This is a genomic window from Halomonas sp. DP8Y7-3 (assembly GCF_019801675.1).
In the GTDB taxonomy this organism is placed as follows: Bacteria; Pseudomonadota; Gammaproteobacteria; order Pseudomonadales; family Halomonadaceae; genus Halomonas; species Halomonas litopenaei_A.
In genome coordinates this window covers 381,924-397,758 of record NZ_JAHVIO010000009.1, presented here as the reverse complement: position 1 = coordinate 397,758, position 15,835 = coordinate 381,924, and the positions used below count along the sequence as shown (strand labels likewise).

Below are 15,835 nucleotides of genomic sequence, written 5' to 3'. Positions count from 1 at the left end.
GCTGGCACCAGCGGCTCTCAGCGTCCATCACCTTGTCGCGCATTAGTGACAGCTGCGCGACTAACCACACCTTCGGCATCAAGAAAGTCAAGAATCGCCATCGCGCCCTCTGTGGCGGACACCTGTTCGAGTACCCGCCCGCTGCCCGACTCTGCCTTTGCCGCTGCTGCCTTGAACCGTTCGCGCGCATTGGCCGAGGTGACGATCTTCAGCCGCTTCGGCCTTGGCGTGGCAGGCATGAAGGGCCAGGTCGCGCCGGCGGGGTCTATCGGCGGCTCTGCACCGCTGTCGAGCTGCAGCAGCTGCCCTCGCCGGGCCGGGCCGAAAGCGCTCTGGCGAGGCGCTGGTGCCGCTGCCTCGACCCCGAGAATGGCCGGGAGCCTGACCGCGATGCGCCGACGCTGCCCCCTTGGCAGGGCCTGCAGCACGACGGCCTGGGCCACGCCGGACGATATGGGCTCGATGGTCTCGATCGCGACCACCCCTGGCACCCAGCGCCAGTCCAGACGCTCGGCCAGGGCGATCGGCAACAGACCACTGCCCTCCCCCTGCTCGGCGTGCATGCCACACAGCACCAGTCGTGCGTCGGCATCGACGGGTGCCCGCAACGCCTCATGCAATGGTGCAAGGGCATCCCCTGCTGCCGCCATATGCATCCAGCGAATGGAAGGTAGCCCCATGCCCAGATAGGCACGCAGTGCTGTTTCGGTATCCTGTTCCGCCGGGCCAGCGTGCCAACAGGACAGGGTGGTATTGCCAGGCTTGCCCTTGTGCTGGAAGGTCAGCGCCATCTCCAGCGCACGCGCGTCCAGATCGGCCCGTCGAGGGCGCTGGGTCAGACCATGACGGCCCAGCGACAGCAGCACGTCCAGGCATATCGACGCCGGCTCTACAGCTGCCGGGGCTCGCGGTTCAAGCGACATGGCGGCTCTCCTTGATACGGTCGGAAAGAAGCGAAAGCATGTCGGGGCTCTCGGTAGGGTCTGTCGGCGACGATGCCTCTGGACCAACCCCCAGCTGCTGCCGGCTGTCCCTTTGTTCGACCAAGGAGGGTTCGACCAGGGAGGCCAACTCGGCCAGGATCGCATCGCCGTCACCGATCACCGAGAGGTCCGCACGCTTGACCATGTCGCAACCGCCATCAGAGTTGATGGCGATCACCTTCTCGCAGCGCTGAATTCCCTGCAGATGTTGAATCGCACCGCTGATGCCGACGGCCAGATAGACGCGGGCACTGACGAAGGTACCCGTGGCGCCCACCTGACGCTCTCGCGGCATATGCCCTTCATCCACCGCGACCCGCGAGGCGCCTTCGCTGGCCCCTAGCACCCTGGCCGCATGATGGAAGCCGTCCCAGTCACCGACGCCGTTTCCGCCCGCAAGAATAAAGGGTGCCTCGGCCAGGGCAATCGCCGCCGGATCCACCGCCACGGCACCGAGATCTTGCATCGGCAGCGGTGCCTCCGGGTGATCGCAGGACGTTCGCGACAGCGGCCATTCACGGGCTTCGTGCCGGGTCGCCGTCACCGGCTCCGCGCATTGTGCGGCAGCCACCACCACACGCGGCAGCGGACGCGCCAGGTCCTGGCGGCCCGAGCCCGAGCGGCATAGGCAGGACCAGCCGCTGTCACTGGCGTCATCCGGCTCCACCCGCCACAGCCCGCAGGCAGGCCGCTCGCCCAGACGTACCGCCAGGCGGCGGCCCAGGTCTCCGCCCTCCAGGGTAGCGTCCGGGAACAGCCAGTGCCGCGGTGTCAGCGCCCGGTCCGCCGCCAGACAGGCCGCAAGGCGATCCTCAGGGGCATATCCCGGCGCTACTGGCAGCACGATGACCCGATCTGCTCCGGCCTCGGCCAGCGCGTCTTGCAGGGCGCTTTCGAGGGTTGCCGACGGCGATGGCAGCAACAACAGCGCCGTCACGGCAAGCGAGCTGCCGTCGATGTCAGCCCTGTCATCGGCCCTGTCATCGGCCCTGTCATCAGCCCTCTCATCAGCCAGTCGTCGGGCCAGGCCAAACACGTCGCGGTCGTGTTCGCTCAACCGACCTGAGGCGAGATCCGGCACCACGGCAATGACCCCCGCGGGATCGGCCACCACCACGTCGCGACGCTGATCTCGCTGCGTTGCTGTTCGACCCTGTTGTGGTCCGGCGGCGCCGACCAGAGCACCACTGCGATCAATCCGCCGCCGTCCGTTGGGCCCCATGACGCCGACAAGGTGGGGATCGCGGCGCATGCGTCCGTTGGGCCCCATCCAGGATGCCTGGCCCTCACCGCCTTGACCGAGGGCCGCCAGCACGGCGAGATGCTCCGGGTGACGTCGATTGCGAGCAATCCCTTCCAGCCTGGGATCTCGGCGGCGGCGAACATCGTGTTGCTGATGCTGGGACGTCGAATGAACATCACTCATTGGCTTGCCTCCTCGACGAGTCGACCAGGATGCCCCGTCTGGCGCGGCCGCCGCCGAGCACCTGTGGCAGTCGACGATGCCTCGGAAACCGATTCCTCGAAAACCGATTCCTCTAACACCAAGGCCTCAGCCACCAGTTCGGCGATGTCCCGAACCTCCGCCTGGCGATCCACCACCCCCTCCAGCATCGCCGTACACTGGGGGCAGCCCACCGCTACCACATCGGCCTCTACCTCGGCCACGTCGGCCATGCGCATGTCGGGAATCCGCCGTTCACCAGGGATATCGGTGACCGGGGCACCCCCTCCTCCTCCGCAACAGCGCGAGCGAAAGCCAGAACGCGCCATCTCGGTCAGCTCGATGCCCAGGGCAGCCAGCACCCGCCTCGGCGCATCAAACTCACCGTTGTAGCGCCCCAGGTAGCAGGGATCATGGTAGGTCACACGGGACCGCGGGCGTGGCGCTATCTTGAGCCTTCCCTGCTGCAACAGCTCATCCAGGAAGGTGCTGTGATGACGCACGCAATAGTGGCCGCCAAAGGCAGCGTATTCATTGCCAAGAACGTGAAAGCTGTGAGGGTCACAGGTGACGATGGTCTGGAAGCCATAGCGCGACAGCGTTGCCACATTGTCCCTGGCCAGGCGTTGAAAGGTGGCCTCATCGCCGAGCCGTCGCGCCACATCGCCGCTGTCACGTTCTTCATCCCCCAGCACCGCAAAGTCCACCTGGGACGCCCGCAGGATCTTCACCAAGGCTCGCAAGGTACGCTGGTTACGCATATCGAAGGCTCCATCACCGAGCCACAGCAGAACGTCCACCTGGCCCAGTTCACGCATCAGCGGCAAGTTCAGGTCTGCCGCCCAGTGCATCCGCGAGTCCGGCGCGAAGCCCCCGGGATTGTCCGTCGCGATCAGGTTGTCGAGCACCGCCGCCCCCTTGCCCGGCGTGGCGCCATGTTCCAGGGTCAAATGGCGGCGCATGTCGACGATGGCATCGACGTGCTCGATCATCATTGGGCACTCCTCCACGCAGGCCCGGCAGGTCGTACAGGACCAAAGCGTGTCCGCATCGACCAGCGCCCCGCCTGAGGTCACGACCATCGGGCCGCCAGGCTGGCCACGGTGCTCACCAAGTGGCTTGCCCGGATAGGGCGAGCCATGAAAGCCTGCGTCGCTGCCGCCGGTCATGCCAAGCACCATGTCCTGGATCAGTTTCTTGGGGTTGAGTGGCTGTCCCGCCGCGAACGCCGGACACACTGCCTCGCAGCGACCGCATTGCACGCAGGCATCGAAGCCCAGACGCTGATTCCAGGTGAAGTCCTCCGACGTTTCCACCCCGAGCGGAGCATCAGGGTCGTCAAGATCAAGCGGCTTTAGCCCCGTCGACCGCGGCGATACACCGTCGCGATCGCTCTGCCGGGTCGAGAAGCGTTCGGCACGCCGATGCCACGCCAGGTGCAGTGCGCCGGCAAAGGCATGTTTCATCGGACCGCCCCAGGTCATGCCGAGAAACATCTCGCCAAGCCCCAGCGCCAGCCCAGCCAGCAGCACCAGCGTCAGCGTCCCGCCGAGCACCCCCGTGAGCCACGCCGCAGGCAGCCAAGTGACCATCAGCATGATCAGAGACAGGCCTGCCACGCTGGCGGCAAATACCGTCAGACTCCTTGGCAGTCGCTGCCAGGGGCCGCGGGATAGCCGCGACGGCGGACGTCGACGGCGCCTGGCCACCCGCCGGGCACCGCCCAGCATGACCAGACTCATCACCAGCATCAGCCCTGTCAGTAACGTCTCTCCACCCTCGGGCAGGGGCGCCAGGGTCACCAGCAGCAATAAGCCTGCAGCAGCGACAAACCCGCCTGCGGTAGCCACATGGGTATGAGCAAACGCCTTGTCTCGCGCCACCACATGATGCAGGTCCACCAGGTAGCGACGGGGCATGGCAGCAAGTCCCCCGAGCCATGCCACTGGCGACGGACGACCACGGCGCCACAGCAAAAAGCGCCTGGCAGCCCCCACCAGCGCCAGCAGCAGAGCAGCAAGCACCAGCCCCGTCAGGGAACCGTAAAAAAGCGTCGCGGACATGGGTGGCCTCCTGAACAATGTGGTGAAGAAAAGCGGTGGTGAAGAAAGGCGGTGATGAAGGGCGGCGAAGAAAGACGCTGAGGAAGAGAAGCGCCAGAGAGGCAGCGACATAGCGACATAGCGACAGAGACAGGGGCGAGGACCCGCCGACGGCCTCTGCCGAGGTGCCGCCTACACGTCCTTGCACAGGCGGAGCGCATCATAGATGGCGGCATGCACGTTGCGCGGGGCGACCCCATCCCCCAGCCGGAACAGCACGTATCCACCCTTGTGCTCATCGGCCTCCAACTCCGCCAGACACGGCTGGGGCTGGGCGGCATACAGCGCCTCCAGATCCACCTGTCCACGGTTCAAGGAAGCGGCCTTCATCGCCAGGTACAGGGTTTCGTCGGGGCGTACCCCGTTTTCCACCACGATCTGATCGACTACCCGCTCTTCCTGCACACCGCTGTACTCGTTCTCCAGCACCGCGATCAGGTTGCTGCCCTCTCGGTACACCTCATGGAGCATCATGTCCGACGTCATGATGACCTCCTTTTCATAGAGACTGCGGTAATAGGTAGGAAAGGTGGTTCCCCCAACGGCGGCCCCCGGCTTGATGTCATCGGTGACGATCTCGACCTTGGCGCCCTTGTCGGCCAGGAAGTCTGCCGCGGACACCCCGGCGAATTCGCAGATACTGTCGAACACCAGCACGTTCTTGCCCGGGGTCACCTTGCCAGACAGAACGTCCCAGGTGCTGACGATCAGGCTTTCCTCGGCATCCGCGGAAAATCCCCAGGCCGGATACTGGTCGAGGAACGGTCTTCCCCCGGTCGCCAGCACCACCAGGTCCGGGCGCAGATCCTCGATGGTGGCCACGTCGGCCCGGGTTCCCAGACGCAGGTCGACCTTGAGGCGTGCCAGCTCGAGCTGATACCAGCGAGTGATGCCAGCGATCTGATCCCGCGCAGGTGCCTTGGCCGCAAGGGTGATCTGGCCACCGAGGCTGTCGGAGGCTTCAAACAGGGTCACCTGATGGCCGCGCTCGGCCAGTACCCTGGCGGACTCCATGCCTCCGGGGCCTCCTCCCACCACGACCGCGCGCCGTGTCGGTCCCTCGCTCGGCGTGATGATGTGCGGCAATCCCATGTATTCCCGCGAGGTCGCGGCGTTCTGGATGCACAGCACATCGAGCCCCTGGTACTGACGATCGATGCAGTAGTTGGCCCCGACGCACTGGCGTATCTGGTCCACCGCTCCCATCTTGATCTTGGCGATCAGGTGGGGGTCGGCAATGTGTGCTCGGGTCATGCCCACCATGTCCACATACCCACCCTCGAGAATGCGATTGGCCTGGGTCGGGTCCTTGATGTTCTGGGCGTGTATGACGGGCACGCTTACCACTTCCTTGATGCCCGCCGCCAGGTGCAGGAACGGCTCCGGTGGATAGGACATGTTGGGGATGACGTTGGCCAAGGAGTTGTGGGTATCACAGCCAGACCCCACCACGCCAAAGAAGTCCACCTGGCCCGTGGCGTCATAGAAGGCGGCGATGGCCTTCATGTCATCGTGGGTAAGACCGTCGGGATGAAACTCGTCGCCGCAGATGCGCATGCCCACCACGAAGTCGTCGCCGACCTCGGCGCGCACGGCCTTCAGCACCTCGAGACCGAACCGCATGCGCCCTTCAAAGCTCCCCCCCCATTCGTCCTCACGCTTATTGACCCTGGGACTCCAGAACTGATCGATCAGGTGCTGGTGCACGGCGGACAGTTCGACACCATCGAGGCCGCCCTGCTTGGCGCGACGAGCCGCCTGAGCAAAGTCACCGATGATGCGCCAGATTTCCTCCTCCTCAATGGTCTTGCAGGTGGAACGATGGACCGGTTCGCGGATACCCGAGGGGGACACCAAGGTGGACCAGTGATGGCCATCCCAGCGGGAGCGGCGCCCCATGTGCGTGATCTGGATCATGATCTTGCCGCCGTGGCGATGGACCGCCTCGGCCAGGTTCTGGAAGTGCGGAATGATCCGGTCGGTGGACAGGTTGACCGAGCTCCACCAGGCCTGTGGGCTATCGATCGAAACGACAGAAGATCCGCCGCAGATACACAGGCCGCAGCCCCCTTTCGCCTTCTCTTCGTAGTAGCGCACATAGCGCTCGGTGGTCATCCCACCCTCGGTCGCATATACCTCGGCGTGGGCGGTGCTGACCACCCGATTGCGAATGGTCTGGCGGCCGATGGTGATCGGCTGAAAGATCGCGTCGAAGGCCATGAGAAGGCTCCTCTGCCTGAACGAGGACGACAGGAGTGGCGTATCCGATGGACACCTTGCCTGTGCGTTCTGTGGGAGATGTGGCGTGATGCCCAATCAGCGGGATTCGCGGCGGGAGCGGGCCCGCCGTGCGCCCCGCTCGGTCAGTCTCGACGAGGCTCTGGCCTCACCTCGAAACGACCGACGTCGCAACCCGGTTCGGCGGCGCTCTGGGTCTGTTCGGCACGGGTGCGCAGGGGGGATCCCGACGCTGCCAGAATCAGGTCCATGGCGCCGGCAAACCAGCCGGTGAACATGTAGTCGACCCGAGTTCCGGTCTTGCCCAGCTGCAACACAAAGGCACTGTGCTCCAGTCGCACCGTGGCGCTGCCTTCGGTCAGCGCTATGGCTTCAGTGACAAAGCGTCCCCAGCCACGCTGGGACAGGCGGCTCATGTAATGCTGAAAGACCGCCTCACCGCTCAACCCATGCAGCTCGGCTTCCTTCTCGCACCAGTGCCAGGCGCTCTTGTAGCCGGCGTGGTACAGGATGTCGGCGTAGACCTCGACCCCAAGGGCCTGTTCCACCGCGATGTGGTTGTTGATAAAAAAGTGGCGCGGCACGTAGAGCATCGGCAGGGCGTCGGTGGTCCAGACCCCGGTATCGGCGTCTACCTCGATAGGCAGCTCGGGAGCGATGGTCGTCACGGTAAAGTCCTCGGCAGCGGTCAGTGGTGTGGTCTTGTAGCTGTCGTTGTGGTTTTCGTTGTGGTGTTAGCTGTGGTGTTAGTTGTCGTTATCGTCCGCAGTGACGATGGGACGGGGAGGTCTACTCTCCCCAGACATCTGCCAGTACCCGCACCCAGTTCTCGCCCATGACCTTGCGCACCTGGGTCTCGCTCAACCCATGGCGCAGCAGCGCCTCGGTAAGGTTGCCGAACTCGCCGATGGTGCGAATCCCCTTGGGATTGATGATCTCGCCGAAGGAGGTCAGACGACGGGCGTACCCCTTGTCGTGGGTCAGCCACTCGAAGAAGGCCTGATCCTGCCCCTGGGTAAAGTCGGTGCCGATGCCGATGGCATCTTCACCCACGATGTTCATGACGTAGAGAATGGCTTCGACGTAGTCATCGACGGTGGCATTCACCCCCGCCCGCAGAAACGGCGTGAACATGGTGACACCGACAAAGCCGCCGTGATCGGCGATGAAACGCAGCTCTTCATCGGACTTGTTGCGCGGGTGCTCTTTGAGGCCCGACGGCAGACAGTGGGAATAACACACCGGCTTGTTCGAGGCTTCGATGACTTCACGGGAGGTGTTGGCCCCGACGTGGGACAGGTCGCACATGATCCCGACGCGATTCATCTCGGCGACGATTTCGTGCCCAAAGCCGGACAGTCCGCCGTCCCGCTCGTAGCAGCCGGTTCCGACCAGGTTCTGGGTGTTGTAGCAAAGCTGGACGATACCGACGCCGAGCTGCTTGAAGACCTCGACGTAGCCGATCTGGTCCTCGAAGGCGTGGGCATTCTGAAAACCGAAGATGATGCCCGTGCGGTCCTCCTGCTTGGCTTTGCGAATATCGGCGGTGGTACGTACCGGGCGCACCAGATCGCTGCATTGCTCCATCAAGGTCCGGGTCGCCACGATATTGTCCACGGTCGCCTGGAATCCTTCCCACACCGAGACCGTACAGTTGGCCGCCGTCAGGCCGCCTCGTCGCATGTCCTCGAGCAGCTCTCGCTGCCACTTGGCAATGATCAGGCCATCGATGACTGTGGCTTCGCGGTGCAGCGAACGAGCGTCGATGGAACGAGTGTCGGATTGCGTCAGGGGGGAGTTCATCACGATAGCCCTTGCCCGGTGGACGAATGGACCGGACTCGAGCCGGCGTCATGGAGGCAGGATAGCGCTGCCGGAAGCGGCCACGACGCCTGATTGCGACGGCAAGAATTCCAAAAGCGTCACGTCATTCCGATAACGACAACAGCCCCCGACGCATGGCGCCAGGGGCTGTGCAGGAAGGATTATCTGGCGGGTTCAGCATGGCGGTCGGAAAGGACGCAAGGAGAGGGATTGAGAAGAGGTCTTGAGGAGGAAGCTTGAGGAGAGCGCTGACGCCATTCGGCCAGGCACTCCGTGCTTCCCTTACGCCAGAGATTCCCTAGCGCCAGAGATTCCCTAACGCCAGTGATGCCCTCACGCCAGTGATTCCCTAGCGCCAGAGATTCCCTAACGCCAGTGATGCCCTAAAGCTTGTCGAGATACCTGAGCCCCAGGTTATTCATCTGGCGCTGAATCCAGGCGGCGCGGTTGGCGGTACGAGGCCCGGGACGAGAGGCGCTGCGTTCGAGGGGATTAGGCAGCACAGCCGCCAGACGGGCAGCTTGCACAGCACTCAGTTGGTCGGCACCGACCCCAAAGTAGTGCTGGCTGGCGGCCTCCAGCCCGAACACGCCGCGATCGAACTCGACGATATTGAGGTAGACCTCAAGGATACGTTCCTTGGGCCACAACAACTCCATCAAGGTGGCGAACCAGGCCTCAAACCCCTTGCGCACCCAGTCACGCCCCGTCCACAGGAACAGGTTCTTGGCGGTCTGTTGGGTAATGGTGCTGGCACCACGCAGCGATCCCCCGTTTCTGGCGGATTCCACGGCACGTTTCAGCTCCACCAGGTCGAATCCGTTATGCTCTGGGAAACGCTGGTCCTCGGCCGCAATCACCGCCAGCTTGGCGTTGTCCGACAGTTCGTCCCAAGGCCGCCACTGCTGCTGAATGTCCAGCGGTTCCCCCGAAAACCAGGAAGACACCTCTCGCTCCAGCATGACCATGGAGCCAAAGACCGGCACCACACGAAAGAACAGCACCAGCACAACGGACCCCAGCACAAAGGCAAGAGTGGCGCGAAGCAGAAGTCGTAGGATGGGGCGCCACCGGATATGCATGCCTTGAGCTCTGTTGAAGGACGTGCCCGCAGTATATCAAGGCATTGGGCTAGCGCGACAAATGCGGCGCAGGCTGCGGCGACAGCCTGGCCAAGGGGAGCGACAGACCAGCGAGACGAGCCTAGATGACACCCCGCTGGCATGCATCAAGCGTTTTCGGACTCAGGCTCTCTCGTGTTCAGGCTCGCCTGGACTCACCTCTCTTGGTCTCACCTCTCTGGGCCTCAACCTATCTTGGACGTGACCCGGAAGCTGCCATAGGTTGGCTCTCCCCGGGCTTCTTCCAGCGCCGACAGGGCGCGGGATACCGGTTCCTGCACCGCTCCCGACACCAGCGGGGGTGCCAGGGTGCCCGCCACGACAGGAGAAAAAGCGCTCCATCCCAGGCGCTCTTCGCGGGGAGGCAGCCCGAAGCACTCGCGGTAGCACTTCGAAAAGTGGGGCGTCGAGACAAACCCGCAGGCGGCGGCGATATCGATGATCGACATTGAGGTCTGCTTGAGCAGTTGCCGAGCCCGGTTGAGGCGCAGCCGCATGTAATAGCGTGAGGGTGAGCAGTGCAGGTTACGCTGGAACAGGCGTTCGAGCTGGCGCCGGGACAGGCTGACATAGCAAGCCAGTTCGTCCAGGTCGATGGGTTCCTCCAGGTTGTTTTCCATCAGGGCCACGATTTCCTGGAGCCTTGGCTGGGCGGTCCCCAGCATATGCTTGAGAGGCACCCGCTGCTGGTCCTGCTCACCACGCACCCGGTCGCACACAAACATGTCGGAAATCCCGGCCGCCAGCTCGCGCCCGTGGTCCCTCCCGATCAGCGTCAGCATCATGTCCAGCGGCGCGGTCCCGCCGGAGGCGGTACAGCGATCCCGGTCCATGGAAAACAGCTTGGACGTCAGGCCGATACAGGGGTACGCCTCTTGCAGGGCCGCCTGACATTCCCAGTGGGTGCTGACCTCATAGCCGTCAAGCAGCCCGGCACGTGCCAGCGCCCAGGCACCGGTACAGATGGAACCAAAACGCTTGAGATGTCGCGCCTGGGACTTCAACCAGCTGACATGGCCCTGGTGCACGTGACGGGTGGGTGCCACCCCACCGCACACCACGACCATATCCAACGACAGGGGAACACTGAGCGACGAATCCGGGGTGACGGTCAGCCCGTCGCTGGCTTCCAGCGGCGCACCGTCGAGACTCAGTGTGAACCAGCGATAGAGCTCCTGGCCGGACAGCTGATTGGCCATGCGCAATGGCTCGATCGCCGACGCCAGCGAGATCAGGGTGAAGTGTTCCAGCAACAGGAAGCCGATGGTCTGGGGTCCTTCGTGGCCCCCCTGGGATACAGCCCGTCCGGGCTTGTTGGGCAAGCTCATGGTCACCTCCTCGACACGGTCGGTCTGCCCCTCGTCTGATCTGCTCCGCAGAAAGAGGCACCGCCGCGATCCATTATTGTTATGGCGGCATCATCTAGATGTCAGCACCGGCACTGAGCCCCGACATCGAACCCGGTTTTACATGACTTTAGGTCGTACCGACGTGTCATGACATCACAATAATCGCTATCGACATGCCCTTGACCAGTCGTCTGCGACAATGATGTCGCGAATAGCTACGTCAATGTCGCCATGGCGCCTAAAAGCGACGATCTCTTCGTCGCATGACGATTTTCACGACATACCTGGTCCCCAACGCGACCACCTCGACCAATGGCGACTTTGCAAGGGGCGCCAATTGCGCCACGCCGTTCTCCGGCCAGATACGACGCGGCCCTCGTCACAGGACGAGGGCCGCGTTGTCCGCGCTCTTTCGCGTGTAGCTTGTCGCTGCTGTCAGCGCTTGGCGTAGAGCTTCTCCGCGTGGTAGCGCAGGTGGTCTTCGATGAAGGTCGCGATGAAGAAGTAGCTGTGATCGTAGCCGGGCTGACGACGCAGGGTCAGCGGATGATCGCGCTCAGCGCAGACGGCCTCCAGACGCTCCGGGCACAGCTGCTCGTCCAGGAAGTCATCGGCATCCCCCTGATCGATGAACAGGGGCTGGCGGGACGCCCCGCGCGCTACCAGTTCACAGGCGTCGTACTGGGTCCACTTGCTGGTGTCCTCCCCCAGGTAAGCCGTAAATGCCTTGCGGCCCCAGGGGCACTGGGTCGGATTGACGATAGGCGAGAACGCCGAGACCGAGCGATAGTGGCCAGGCTTGCGTAGCGCCAGAATCAAGGCCCCATGACCACCCATGGAGTGACCGCTGATGGACTCACGCCCATTCAATGGGAAGTGCTGGCGTACCACCGACGGCAGCTCCTCGGTCACGTAGTCGTACATCCGATAGTGGGCCTTCCAGGGCTCCTGGGTCGCATTGACGTAGAAGCCGGCACCGGAACCCAGGTCATAGCTGTCGTGCTCGCCAGGCAGGTCCGTCCCTCTCGGGCTGGTGTCCGGGCACAGAATGGCGATACCCAGTTCGGCGGCCAGACGATGCGCACCCGCCTTCTGCATGAAGTTCTCGTCGGTGCAGGTCAGCCCGGACAGCCACCACAGCAGCGGAACCTTCTCGGTCTCGGCCTGGGGTGGCAGGTAGATGGCGAAGGTCATCTCGCAGTCCAGCGCCCGCGAGTGATGACGATAGCGCTTGTGCCAACCGCCGAAGCTGCGGTTGGCGCTGACCAGTTCCAGATGCTCGCTCATGGACATGGCGAATCTCCTTCGACAATGATGCCCCGCCAGGCGGGGCCGTGAATCGACAAGGGCTCGCGCGAACCACAGCATCGCCATGGTGGCTCGAGCGCCTGTGGCAAAGCGCCGCTAGCCCGGCATCGACCGAGCCAGCAGGCGTGGGCGTCAGTAATGCAGCACGGTACGGATACTCTCGCCCGCATGCAGCAGGTCGAAGGCCTCGTTGATCTTGTCGAAGGCCATGTTATGGGTGATGAAGTCGTCGATGTTGAGCTCACCGTTCATGTACTGCTCGACGTAGCCAGGCAGCTGGCTGCGCCCCTTGACCCCGCCAAAGGCCGAACCTTTCCAGACACGACCGGTGACCAGCTGGAACGGACGGGTGGAAATTTCCTGACCGGCTCCGGCCACACCAATGATGATCGACTCGCCCCACCCCTTGTGGCAGCACTCAAGCGCGGAGCGCATGACATTGACGTTGCCGATACATTCAAACGAGTAGTCGACGCCGCCATCGGTCAAGTCAACGATGACCTGCTGGATGGAGTCGCTGTAGTCCTTGGGATTGACGAAGTCGGTCGCCCCGAACTGCTTGGCCAGCTCGAACTTCTCGGGGTTCACATCGATGGCGATGATACGGCCGGCCTTGGCCATCACCGCGCCCTGGATGACGGCCAGGCCGATGGCGCCCAGACCGAACACGGCAACGGTCGCGCCCGGCTCCACCTTGGCGGTGTTCAGCACTGCACCAATGCCGGTGGTCACACCGCAACCCAGCAGACAGATCTTGTCCAGCGGTGCCTCCTGGGAGACCTTGGCCAGAGACACTTCCGGCACCACGGTGTACTCGCTGAAGGTCGACGTGCCCATGTAGTGGTAGAGCGGCTTGCCCTCGAAGGAGAAGCGAGTAGTGCCGTCAGGCATCAGGCCCTGGCCCTGTGTGGCACGCACGGAGCTACACAGGTTGGTCTTGCCAGAGCGACAGAACTTGCACTCGCCGCACTCAGCGGTGTATAGCGGAATCACGTGATCACCCGGCTTCAGGCTGGTCACGCCCTCGCCCACCTCTTCGACGATACCGGCGCCTTCATGGCCCAGTACCGAGGGGAAGATGCCTTCAGGATCCGCCCCGGACAGGGTGAACGAATCGGTGTGGCAGACACTGGTGGCAACGATACGAACCAGCACTTCCCCCGCCTTGGGACCTTCCACGTCGATCTCTGTCAGCGTAAGCGGCTTGCCGGATTCCAAAGCAATGGCGGCACGTGATTTCATGGCAACATCCTCGAATAACGTCGATTAACGCAATAGGGCGCGTGTCCCCGAGCAGCGATGGTGGCACCAAGTGGCAGTGCCGACACGATATGGCCGGCCGCCACCGCTGACGGTAGTGGCATCAGTCTAGACCTCGCCACGGGCTGGGATAAAGCACGCAGACGACATAACATTGTTGCCATATAGCAATAATGGAGACGACCATGCACCCATGGGCCGGTATCGAAGCGTTCATTGAAGTCGTGCGGCTCTCGTCGTTCGCTGCCGCGGCAAGGCGCCTGGGCGTGTCCAGCTCCCACATCAGCCGCCAGGTCGCAGCGCTCGAAAGTCGCCTCGACACTCCCCTGCTCTACCGCACCACGCGTCAGATCAGCCTGACCGAGGCCGGGCGTCTCTACTACCAGCAATGCGAGGCGCTGGTAGACGGTTTTCGCGAGGCCGATGCGGTCGTAAAAGACTTTGAGGCCCAGCCCCGAGGGGAACTCGCCCTGACCTGCGCGACCACCTTTGGCGAGCGCTACGTGGCGCCGTTGATCAATGACCTGTTGATACAGTACCCGCAGCTGGGGGTGCGCCTGCACTTTACCAACCGGCAGGTGGACCTGATCGAGGAAGGCTTTGACATCGGCATACGCATGGGCACCCTGGAAGACAGCACCATGCTGGCGCGCCGACTGGCTGACCGACGCGAATACGTGGTCGGCTCTCCGGCCTACTTCCAGCGCTTTCCCCAGCCCCATGCCCTATCGGAATTGAAGCACCACCGCTGCCTGCATGGCTCACGTGATCGCTGGCGTTTCGCCGTCGACGGCATACCCCGGGAAGTGTCCATCAAGGGGCCGTGGCAGGGCAATTCAGGTCCGGCCCTGCTGGACGCCGTGCTCAAGGGCGTCGGCCTGGGGCAATTGCCGGACTATTATGTCGAGCACCATCTGGCCAAGGGTGAGCTGGTCTCGGTGCTCGACACCTACCGACACAGTGATACCGGCGTCTGGGCCGTCACCCCGCACCATCGCCAGCGCTCGCCCAAGGTGCGCGTCGTCATCGACTACCTGGCAGAGCACCTGGCCAATCAACTGCCACCCCGCTATCACAACCGTCGGGAAGTCGACGAGCCGCTTGGCGCCTCCTATCAATGAATTAACGCCTCAGACAGCAAAAGGCCCTCGCACCGGAGTGTCACGAGGTCCTCAACTCAACATCGATACGCTGGCACACCGCAATATCACTGAAAGGTCCCATCCTCCTGGTACTCAAGGCCATAGTAGCTGGGAACAAAGATATTGTGTTCCTCCTGCCACTGACGAGACAGGCTGATCGCTTCGTGGATTTGCTCGGGGGTCATCTGTTCCGCGATACGGGCTTTGTCGGGTGCACTTCCAGGGGAAAGGAGGTCGTAGTATTTGTAGGCTTGGACGAGGTCGACGTCGGTGCCGATGCCTTCTTCGTAGTACCTGGCTAAGCCACGAAAAACAGTGAATGGATCACCATAAGGCATAGTCTCAGCTCTAAAAAGCCAGTCAAATGAAGTTTTATCATCAATTTTAACACCTTCACCTTTTCCATAGATGGTTGCAAGATTTCCAGCAGATACGAGATCCCCTTGATCGGCCGCCAAACGAGACCACTTAATGGCTTCTCCGTGGTCAGGACTCATTTTTATATCAATACTTCGTCCCGCATATGCAAGTCCTAGGGTCTGTTGTGACAGTATATATCCTAGTTCCGCGGATGTAATAAGATAATTTTTTGCCACATCTTCATTTCGACGGACACCCATTCCATTAGTAAATGCTAAAAATAAATCATAACCAGCATCGACGACCCCTTCACGCCAAACGGACTCCATCATTTCGACACCCTTTTCACGCGAGACGTCTTCAACCATTCCTCTTACCAGCATACGCGCATAAAGATAGCGTTGAGTTGCATCTCCATTCTCTGCGACGGAAATAAGCTCTTCATCAGAGTATCGATCGTAGAGTTTTCCTATTGAAAGAGGAGTAGGGTCGTTATTTAAAATAACAGGAGCTCCCTGCATTTCAACAAATGTAGCACGAGCCACATCATCGTCAACATCTACGGAAGAGCCCTCGCACGAAGACAGCATAATTATACTTACAAGCGATAGAATTATAAAAATAGTCTTTTTCACACTCTTCCCGGCATGCAAGAATAAGGTAAAAATGTAGAACACTCCTAACCAAGAACTGCTCATGAAAGA

12 protein-coding genes are annotated in these 15,835 nt (G+C 62.3%); 1 reads left to right on the top strand and 11 read right to left on the bottom strand.

Annotated features, from left to right (window positions below; translation table 11 throughout):
* Positions 1 to 17: 17 nt before the first annotated feature.
* The 10 genes from KUV86_RS11490 to KUV86_RS11445 form a co-directional block, all read right to left on the bottom strand.
* A complete protein-coding gene (locus KUV86_RS11490; RefSeq protein WP_222484849.1) occupies positions 18 to 923 on the bottom strand; it encodes an electron transfer flavoprotein subunit beta in 906 nt (301 codons plus the stop codon).
* Positions 913 to 2,409 (bottom strand): electron transfer flavoprotein subunit alpha/FixB family protein, encoded by a 1,497-nt coding sequence (locus tag KUV86_RS11485; RefSeq protein ID WP_222484848.1) that lies wholly within the window; start codon positions 2,407 to 2,409, stop codon positions 913 to 915. The genes KUV86_RS11490 and KUV86_RS11485 overlap by 11 nt, the downstream gene beginning before the upstream one ends.
* Entirely contained in the window at positions 2,406 to 4,490 is a 2,085-nt protein-coding gene (locus KUV86_RS11480; RefSeq protein WP_222484847.1) for a DUF3483 domain-containing protein, read from the bottom strand. The genes KUV86_RS11485 and KUV86_RS11480 overlap by 4 nt, the downstream gene beginning before the upstream one ends.
* Before the next feature lie 171 nt (positions 4,491 to 4,661).
* Positions 4,662 to 6,749 (bottom strand): NADH:flavin oxidoreductase, encoded by a 2,088-nt coding sequence (gene dgcA, locus KUV86_RS11475; RefSeq protein WP_222162737.1) that lies wholly within the window; start codon positions 6,747 to 6,749, stop codon positions 4,662 to 4,664.
* A 143-nt stretch (positions 6,750 to 6,892) separates the two neighbouring features.
* Positions 6,893 to 7,435, bottom strand: coding sequence for a 4-vinyl reductase (locus KUV86_RS11470; RefSeq protein ID WP_222484846.1), 543 nt, complete (start codon positions 7,433 to 7,435; stop codon positions 6,893 to 6,895).
* A gap of 121 nt (positions 7,436 to 7,556) precedes the next feature.
* On the bottom strand, positions 7,557 to 8,570 hold the full coding sequence (locus KUV86_RS11465; protein WP_206941307.1) for a dipeptidase: 1,014 nt from the start codon (positions 8,568 to 8,570) through the stop codon (positions 7,557 to 7,559).
* 404 nt (positions 8,571 to 8,974) lie between these two features.
* Positions 8,975 to 9,673: a monofunctional biosynthetic peptidoglycan transglycosylase gene (mtgA, locus tag KUV86_RS11460; protein WP_222237612.1), complete on the bottom strand. Its 699-nt coding sequence runs from the start codon at positions 9,671 to 9,673 to the stop codon at positions 8,975 to 8,977.
* A 224-nt stretch (positions 9,674 to 9,897) separates the two neighbouring features.
* Positions 9,898 to 11,040: a GlxA family transcriptional regulator gene (locus tag KUV86_RS11455; RefSeq protein ID WP_222162734.1), complete on the bottom strand. Its 1,143-nt coding sequence runs from the start codon at positions 11,038 to 11,040 to the stop codon at positions 9,898 to 9,900.
* Positions 11,041 to 11,496: 456 nt separating this feature from the next.
* On the bottom strand, positions 11,497 to 12,354 hold the full coding sequence (gene fghA / locus KUV86_RS11450; protein WP_222162733.1) for an S-formylglutathione hydrolase: 858 nt from the start codon (positions 12,352 to 12,354) through the stop codon (positions 11,497 to 11,499).
* Between the two features lie 147 nt (positions 12,355 to 12,501).
* Complete coding sequence (locus KUV86_RS11445; RefSeq protein WP_222162732.1) at positions 12,502 to 13,611, bottom strand: S-(hydroxymethyl)glutathione dehydrogenase/class III alcohol dehydrogenase; 1,110 nt, start codon at positions 13,609 to 13,611, stop codon at positions 12,502 to 12,504.
* Positions 13,612 to 13,814: 203 nt separating this feature from the next.
* Between KUV86_RS11445 and KUV86_RS11440 the strand changes: the two genes are divergently transcribed.
* Positions 13,815 to 14,750 carry a LysR family transcriptional regulator gene (locus KUV86_RS11440; protein ID WP_222484845.1) on the top strand — a complete coding sequence of 312 codons (936 nt, stop codon included), beginning with the start codon at positions 13,815 to 13,817 and terminating at the stop codon, positions 14,748 to 14,750.
* A gap of 86 nt (positions 14,751 to 14,836) precedes the next feature.
* Here the strand turns inward: KUV86_RS11440 and KUV86_RS11435 are convergent, their stop codons facing one another.
* The gene (locus KUV86_RS11435) at positions 14,837 to 15,829 is read right to left on the bottom strand and encodes a tetratricopeptide repeat protein (protein ID WP_222484844.1); all 993 of its coding nucleotides are present in this window, start codon (positions 15,827 to 15,829) and stop codon (positions 14,837 to 14,839) included.
* Positions 15,830 to 15,835: the final 6 nt, after the last annotated feature.

Excerpts from the sequence above, each read along its gene's own strand:
- KUV86_RS11490 (WP_222484849.1), bottom strand. The coding sequence starts at position 923 with ATGTCGCTTGAACCGCGAGCCCCGGCAGCTGTAGAGCCGGCGTCGATA.
- KUV86_RS11485 (WP_222484848.1), bottom strand. The coding sequence starts at position 2,409 with ATGAGTGATGTTCATTCGACGTCCCAGCATCAGCAACACGATGTTCGC.
- KUV86_RS11480 (WP_222484847.1), bottom strand. The coding sequence starts at position 4,490 with ATGTCCGCGACGCTTTTTTACGGTTCCCTGACGGGGCTGGTGCTTGCT.
- dgcA (WP_222162737.1), bottom strand. The coding sequence starts at position 6,749 with ATGGCCTTCGACGCGATCTTTCAGCCGATCACCATCGGCCGCCAGACC.
- KUV86_RS11465 (WP_206941307.1), bottom strand. The coding sequence starts at position 8,570 with ATGAACTCCCCCCTGACGCAATCCGACACTCGTTCCATCGACGCTCGT.
- mtgA (WP_222237612.1), bottom strand. The coding sequence starts at position 9,673 with ATGCATATCCGGTGGCGCCCCATCCTACGACTTCTGCTTCGCGCCACT.
- KUV86_RS11455 (WP_222162734.1), bottom strand. The coding sequence starts at position 11,040 with ATGAGCTTGCCCAACAAGCCCGGACGGGCTGTATCCCAGGGGGGCCAC.
- fghA (WP_222162733.1), bottom strand. The coding sequence starts at position 12,354 with ATGTCCATGAGCGAGCATCTGGAACTGGTCAGCGCCAACCGCAGCTTC.
- KUV86_RS11445 (WP_222162732.1), bottom strand. The coding sequence starts at position 13,611 with ATGAAATCACGTGCCGCCATTGCTTTGGAATCCGGCAAGCCGCTTACG.
- KUV86_RS11440 (WP_222484845.1), top strand. The coding sequence starts at position 13,815 with ATGCACCCATGGGCCGGTATCGAAGCGTTCATTGAAGTCGTGCGGCTC.
- KUV86_RS11435 (WP_222484844.1), bottom strand. The coding sequence starts at position 15,829 with ATGAGCAGTTCTTGGTTAGGAGTGTTCTACATTTTTACCTTATTCTTG.